Raw genomic sequence first — 7230 nt, forward strand, 5'->3', positions numbered from 1 at the left:
TTCATTTCCGGGTCAGAGATTGTATTGGGCAGTTCTGATTCAGTTGCGCCTGGGGCGATGATGGTCACTCGGATGTTGCTACCGACTTCTTGCCTAAGTCCTTCCGAAATCACTCGCACGGCGTGCTTGGTGGCGCAGTAAATTGTGGCCGTAGGGCCGACCCATCGATCGGCTATTGATGTAATGTTGACAAAATGTCCAGAGTTTTGAGCTTGAAAAATGGGTAACGCCGCCGCAATCCCATACAACACCCCTTTGAGGTTCACGTCGATCATTTTGTCCCATTCTTCCACCTTTAACTGTTCGATCAAAGACAACGGCATTAAGCCCGCATTATTGACCAGAACGTCTACGCGCCCGAATTGTATTTGTGCAAATTGGAGAAACTCGATTAATTGTTCCTTTTGTGTAACATCCAGAGCGGTAAAGCAAACCACTCCACCAGCAGCTTGAATCTCAGCAGCGATCGTCTGGAGATTTTCGATGCGGCGAGCACCTAAGACAACCTTGGCTCCTTTGGCGGCTAAGAACCGAGCGGTAGCTTCACCGATGCCGCTACTGGCTCCCGTAATCAGAACGACCTTATCTTTGATGTTTAACATTAAAAATTCCTATTTTTGTGATGTTATGGGAAATTCGATCTTGTTTTCTTGAAATAGCTCTTTGAGGGTTCCTGCCGCAATTAGGGCGCGGGGATAGCCAGATGTCACCGTAGTGATATAAATGACTTCCAATAGTTCTTGTGGGGTCACACCATAATTTAGAGCATATTGAGCATGAACTTTGAATTGTGGCATTGTCCCTTGGGCAGCAAACCCAGCAAGGGCGACAAGTTGGCGAGTTTTATTGTCTAGAACCTCCCGACCCCAGACATCACCTAAGGAATATTTGAGCGTCAGATCGGCAAGTTCGGGAAAATCCTTTTGCAGTTGTTCCAAATGAGGTGGTAAACCATTCCCGCCTGTTAAGCTATTTAAAACTCTTTCGCCCCGTTCTTTGCGTATTTGAGTTTCCGAAGGTTGAGAGACTGCTTCTTGTGCATGGATAAAGGACACAAAAATCATTCCTGTCATTATTAGAGTTGAAAATTGCCAATTCATAGTTTTTTTCCATTTAAACTGATCGGAATTAGATAGACTGGCCGCCAGAGACTTCTATGCGCTGGGCATTTACCCATTGGTTGTCTTCAGATAGTAAAGACGCGATAGCCCCTCCGATATCATCAGGAAGACCAACTCGACCTAAAGCAGTTTGGGAGGCAATCTGTTTATTCATTTCTGGATTATTGCGTACTACACCGCCACGAAAATCGGTTTCGATCGCCCCAGGAGCCACCACATTTACCCCAATCTGTCTCGATCCCAACTCCTTCGCCATGTAGAGAGTTAAGGTCTCAATCGCGCCTTTCATACTTGCATAAGCGGCATAGCCAGGGAAGATAATCCGCGTCAAACCAGACGAAAGATTCACGATTCGTCCGCCATCATTTATGAGCGGGAGCAGTTTTTGCGTGAGGAAGAAAACACCTTTTAGATGAATATTCATCAAGTGGTCAAACTCTTCCTCTGTCGTTTCAGCAATGGAGGCATTGATGCCAGTGCCTGCATTATTAACCAGGAAATCAAAACGATCAGTCTGCCATTTAGCTTGTAGCGACTGCTTAACTTGAGCTACAAAACCATCGAAGGTTTTGGTATTTGCTGTATCTAATTGCAGTGCTATGGCTTTAGCACCCAACTCTTCAATGGCAGCTACCACACTTTTGGCTTCTGCCTCGTTGCTATGGTACGTAACAATAATATCGACCTCTTTTTTAGCAAGATTCAAAGCAGTGCTTTTGCCAAGCCCTCGGCTTGACCCAGTGACCAACGCGATTTTAGTCATTGCCTTATCCTTTGATTTATCTGTTGGGATGTATTTATCGTATGTTTAAGGGCAAGAGTTTTAAATACACAAACCTCGATATTTATTGCCTAATCCTCCAAGTCAAGATTTCGAGACTGAAATAAAATGTTCTACAATGCCCAAAGGACGATGATTGAATGAGGCAAAAGCGCTATGACAATCGAAACAATCGCCGATCAATGTAGAGAACTAGCGGCACTCATAACTCGCCATACCATCTGCTTTGCCGATGGGCTTCATCCAACGGAGATCGATCGACTAGATTTTGCACGGGAGTCTTCTGTTGCGACCCTGCTACATAGCGTCGTTGAACCGATGCTGGCGATCGTCGTGCAGGGAAAAAAAGCAGCCTTGCTAGGTGAGGAAACCTATCATTATGGCGCGGCTCAATATCTGGTTGTTTCGGTCGATTTGCCGATTAGTGGATTTATTGTTGAGGCAAGCGAAGCGCAACCGTATTTAGGATTTAAGTTGAATCTCGATCCGCTCCAACTTTGTGACATTATTGCCGCCGCACCCAATATGCGGGTGAATAACAAAGACACTTCTGTCAGAGGTTTCTTCGTCAGCACTGCCGAGGTTTCGTTGGTCGATTGCGCCCTCAGACTGACACGGCTATTGGATACACCGCGAGACATTCCAATTCTGGCACCGATAATCATTCGTGAGATTCATTACCGTCTTTTAATAAGCGAACAAAGTAAAGCTGTTCGTCAGATTGCGACATCGGGTAGCAATATGCAGCGCATCGCGGCGGTGCTCACACGGATTAAGACTGATTTTACTGAACCGCTGCGGATTGAGGAGCTGGCAAGGCAAGCGAAGATGTCTCCTGCCTCGTTTCATCACCATTTTAAGCAAGTGACCTCCATGAGTCCGTTGCAATATCAAAAGCAATTGAGACTATTAGAAGCGCGTCGCCTGATGATGGTCGAAAAATCTACTGCGGCAAATGCTGCCGATCGGGTGGGCTACGAAAGTCCCTCACAGTTCAGCCGCGAATACGCTAGGATGTTTGGCGCGCCGCCAATTAAGGATATTGATCGTTTACTCTCAACTGGCCAAGTTAATTGACATTTAATATAGCTATCCCTACAACTAAATGAGGTCTACTTGCTCGATGATATGCGGTTAGATTGCAGTAGTTGGTCATCAAGGCATTACATGGTAGTTCTCCTGGGTATCTAGTGTAAAAATGCCAATTTGACTGCATTTCAAGTACATCCTGTGTGTTTTAAGCCTGTTTCATTCCCCGAAGGGGTACGCTCCAATTCGTAATTACTAATGACGCTCCTCCTTCGCTAACGTAATTCGTCACATTGCTCGAACTATGCGCGAACGTTTAATATCTCCGATTGGAGGCGCACCAAACAGACGGGAATATTCACGGCTGAACTGTGAGGCACTTTCATACCCTACCCGATAAGCAGCACTGGACGCATCGGAATCTTCAGTAAGCATCAGGCGACGCGCTTCTAATAGTCTTAACTGCTTTTGATATTGCAACGGACTCATTGAGGTGACTGCTTTGAAGTGGTAATGGAAAGAGGAAGCAGACATACTGGCGTGCCGAGCGAGATCCTCAACCCGCATCAGTTTTGTAAAATTAGCCTTAATGAGTTTGATCGCTTCAGCAATGCGTTGCATCGTGCTGCCCGATGTGGCAATTTGGCGAACTGCTTCGCCTTGTTCACCCATCAGAAGTCGATAGTAGATTTCGCGGACAATCATCGGTGCTAGGATCGGGATATCCTGTGGCGTATCCAAGAGCCGGGTTAGTCTGAGCGCGCAATCGAGCAATGGTGCATCAGCATTGCTGACGAATAAGCCTTTGACAGAGTTTTCTTTGTTACTAGTGATCGCCTTAGTCTCTGCGAGAATATCACACAGTTGGCGTAAGTCTAATTTCAGTTTGAAGGCTAAATAAGGCTGTTTTGGAGTCGCCTCGACAACAAACGCGCTCAGTGGCAGATCGACTGAGATCACCAAATATTGAGCCACACCATAAGGATAGGTTTCTTCCCCTAACAATACTGTTTTTTCGCCTTGAACGATAATGACCAAGAGAGGTTCGCAGACATGGTGTAGTGGTGTGGAGGCAAAAGATTCTCGTCTAAATTCCAGCTTGTTGATCGCGGTTGGATGAGAACCATTCCCCTGACCATTGGTGTGCCGAGTGAGTAATGCTGCCAATTTTTCACACTCATTGTCGAGTGCGCGGTGGTTAACGATCTCAATCGCCATGCTAGTTCTTCAACTCATTTGAGGATTGTCTCAATCAGCATAGCGCAACTTCATCAATTCATAAAATCTTGGTTGGAGGATTAGGCAATTAAAGGCGAGGTTTAGGTATTGAAAACCCTATTTATGGCTCATATTATGAGCATATCTAACTACAAATTAAGTAGTGATATCACGCACAAGCGCTTTTTTAATGGCACCTATGACTCGATCCACAGTTTTCGGAAACTAATGACCTATAACCACTAGGATAACTACAAAAAGATGAAGATTCTACAACCAGCCCAGTCTGATCCCTCTTTTGTTACTTTCAGCAGAGAATAATTTCTAAACCTTATTATTCTGCCATTTCTTCAATACGCTGCTTGCACTGTATTAATCTACGGACAGCGAATTAATTCCTGTTTGTCGCTAGCAATTATGTATGACGACGCAGAACTTATCACTCTTGAAGGGTTAGCACGGGAAGCTCACAGCATGAACACATCTGAATACAAAAGTAAAGGGTAATAGGGTAATGACTAATGGCAATTCGGAAAGTAATGAAATACCCGATAACAATTATTCTCGTCCAGTAACTAGGCGAATTGTTTCCCGTCGGTCTGCACTTGGGTTATTAGGATTTGGTGCCGCCGCTGCTGCCTTAACACCTACTCTTTCCAAGATGGCACAGGCACAGAATCAGACCCAAAACCAACCGTCGCAACATGCTCCAAACCAACCATTGCAGATCATCACCAAAGAAATCCCGCGCACAAAGGAGAAACTGCCTGCAATCGGTCTGGGAACATTTATGACCTTTGATGCTTTGTCTAATCAGCCACGCGCGAGTCTTGGGCAAGTGATGCGCCGCTTTTGGGATGCAGGCGGGCGGCTGGTTGATACCTCACTGCTCTACGGTATGTCGGAAGTGAACGTGGGTGAATTTGCCAGAACACTCGGCTTGACCAATGATCTGTTTATTACTAACAAAACCTGGGCAACTGGCGAGTATCTGGGCGATCGCAGTCAGGCACAGCGTCAGTTGGAACAATCACTCAAGCGATTGTCGCGCGATCGCATTGATGTGATGCAGGTTCATAGCTTGGTGAATGTAGATGCGATTTTGCCCCTGCTAAAGGCATGGAAAAAAGAAGGTAAAATTCGCTACGTGGGCGTTACCCATCACGATCCGTTATATTTCGCTGCGCTTGAAAGGTGGATCGAAAACGGCGATCTGGACTTTGTTCAACTTCGCTACTCAATTCGTCAGCGTGAAGTCGAAGACAGAATTCTAAGAGCGGCCGCGGCGCAAGGAACAGCAGTCCTAGCCAATATGCCCTTTGAGAAAGCCCGTCTTTTTGAATTGGTGAAGGGGCAACCACTACCTGATTTTGCTAGCGAGATTGGCTGCGAGAACTGGGCACAGTTTTTTCTCAAGTATGTGATTTCTCACCCTGCTCTAACCTGCGCGATTCCCGCAACCACAAACCCAGATCACGTTGTTGAAAATATGGGGGCATTAAGAGGATCGCTACCCGATAATTCAATGCGTGCCCGGATGGTGAAACACATGGAAAGCCTTCCCGGTTTTGACAACCTTCTCCAAACGCCCTGGTATCCTGGCAAGACGTTCAACGGGTTGGTTCGCCTGCCAAATCCACGTCCAATCGGTTGAGATGGTGAAATATTTTTGGTGCAAGATCCCAGCTTAAAGACATTCGAGTAATGGATTATGTATTATGCCGCCGAGATATCTGCTTTCTGTGTCGATCCCAATCTTTTCGGTCATTGCGCTATGTTCGCCCGTACTAAGTCAAACGCAAAGCCAGCTATCGTATTGGACTAAAGCTGCACCGCCGACGGTAGCTCGGCAAGAGCTTTATCCAGAAGTTTTGAACGGAAAAATTTACGTAGTCGGCGGTTTACTCAGCCCAAACACTGAGTTTTCAGATCATTTCGAGTTTTACGATCCTGTCAAGGATGCGTGGACAGTATTGAGACCACTACCTGAAGCACGCCATCACATCACGCTGTCGGCAGTGAAGGGTTTGATCTACGGTGTTGGCGGTTTTACAGGTGGGTTTCCGGACTGGCGCGCACAGCCGACGATGTTTATATACAATCCTGCCTCTAATACCTGGACTAAGGGCACTGACCTGCAAGTAGCTCGCGCAGAGGGCATATCCGCTGTGGTCGATGGTAAAATCTACCTGATTGGCGGGCGCGTTCGAGCTACCGAGGATGCTCGGCTTTTCAATGACCACATCGACAGCGTGCGAAACGAAGTATTTGATCCGACAACCAAGCGCTGGTCGGCCCGTGCCAATGCACCGACACCGCGAAACAGCGCAGCGTCGGCTGTAATTGATGGAAAGATTTACGTAGTTGGTGGTCGCAAGTTTTTCAAAAATACTGATGGCACTACGCGCCAAGTCAACGTGCCAAATCTTGAGGTTTACGATCCAAAGCTTGATCGTTGGCAGACGCGCGAGCCGATGCCTCAAGCCAGAGGTGGTCTGGCTGCGACCTCGCTCAACGGTAAGCTTTACGTTTTTGGCGGCGAACAGTGGGTTCCAGAGCAGAAAGTTTTTGCCGAAAGTTGGGTGTACGACCCGAAAACCAATGGCTGGGAAGCATTGCCGCCTTTACCAACTCCACGACATGGATTGGGAGCATCAGCCGTTGGCAACCGAATTTTTGTGTTTGGTGGTGGAACCAAAATAGGTGGAAATGCAGCTACAGCGATCCACGAAGTGCTAGTGTTGCCTACCAAGTGAGCGCATCTTTCTTAATAAACTTAAGTCACATTAGGAAGGCTAATACCACTTTACTAGTGATCGGGAAAACCAGAGATCGAGAAGCTGGCTATAACCAAGGCAATCCAGATTGGGGTAGCGATCACTTGATGTTGCAGTTCTTTGAAATTTCGACTCGGTAATGTTCCGAGAATATTGCTCGGAGTTTGATTCTCACACTACACTGATATCTAAGAGGATGTTTGAAAAGTCGGAAAAGGTGTAAAAAAGCTCTCTCAGTATAAGCTGTGAATAGATAATAAACAGTACCGAGAGAGTGACATGAGTAAAGCATATCCCAGCAACC

At 46.5% G+C, this 7230-nt stretch carries 7 protein-coding genes; 3 read left to right on the forward strand and 4 right to left on the reverse strand.

The window, feature by feature from the left end:
• The 3 genes from H6G97_RS41485 to H6G97_RS41495 all read right to left on the reverse strand — a co-directional run.
• A partial coding sequence (locus tag H6G97_RS41485) for an SDR family oxidoreductase (RefSeq protein ID WP_190946408.1) occupies positions 1-602 on the reverse strand: 602 nt, incomplete at its 3' end.
• A 9-nt stretch (positions 603-611) separates the two neighbouring features.
• Complete coding sequence (locus H6G97_RS41490) at positions 612-1100, reverse strand: carboxymuconolactone decarboxylase family protein (protein WP_190946409.1); 489 nt, start codon at positions 1098-1100, stop codon at positions 612-614.
• A gap of 28 nt (positions 1101-1128) precedes the next feature.
• On the reverse strand, positions 1129-1884 hold the full coding sequence (locus tag H6G97_RS41495) for an SDR family oxidoreductase (RefSeq protein WP_190946410.1): 756 nt from the start codon (positions 1882-1884) through the stop codon (positions 1129-1131).
• 174 nt (positions 1885-2058) lie between these two features.
• On the opposite strand from H6G97_RS41495, the gene H6G97_RS41500 reads away from it, so the two are divergent.
• Positions 2059-2979 (forward strand): AraC family transcriptional regulator, encoded by a 921-nt coding sequence (locus tag H6G97_RS41500; RefSeq protein WP_190946411.1) that lies wholly within the window; start codon positions 2059-2061, stop codon positions 2977-2979.
• Positions 2980-3219: 240 nt separating this feature from the next.
• Here the strand turns inward: H6G97_RS41500 and H6G97_RS41505 are convergent, their stop codons facing one another.
• Positions 3220-4149 (reverse strand): AraC family transcriptional regulator, encoded by a 930-nt coding sequence (locus H6G97_RS41505; RefSeq protein ID WP_190946412.1) that lies wholly within the window; start codon positions 4147-4149, stop codon positions 3220-3222.
• Between the two features lie 514 nt (positions 4150-4663).
• On the opposite strand from H6G97_RS41505, the gene H6G97_RS41510 reads away from it, so the two are divergent.
• Complete coding sequence (locus H6G97_RS41510; protein WP_190946413.1) at positions 4664-5803, forward strand: aldo/keto reductase; 1140 nt, start codon at positions 4664-4666, stop codon at positions 5801-5803.
• 88 nt (positions 5804-5891) lie between these two features.
• A complete protein-coding gene (locus H6G97_RS41515) occupies positions 5892-6905 on the forward strand; it encodes a Kelch repeat-containing protein (RefSeq protein WP_338421954.1) in 1014 nt (337 codons plus the stop codon).
• Positions 6906-7230: the final 325 nt, after the last annotated feature.

The organism is Nostoc flagelliforme FACHB-838, from assembly GCF_014698065.1.
GTDB lineage: Bacteria > Cyanobacteriota > Cyanobacteriia > Cyanobacteriales > Nostocaceae > Nostoc > Nostoc flagelliforme_B.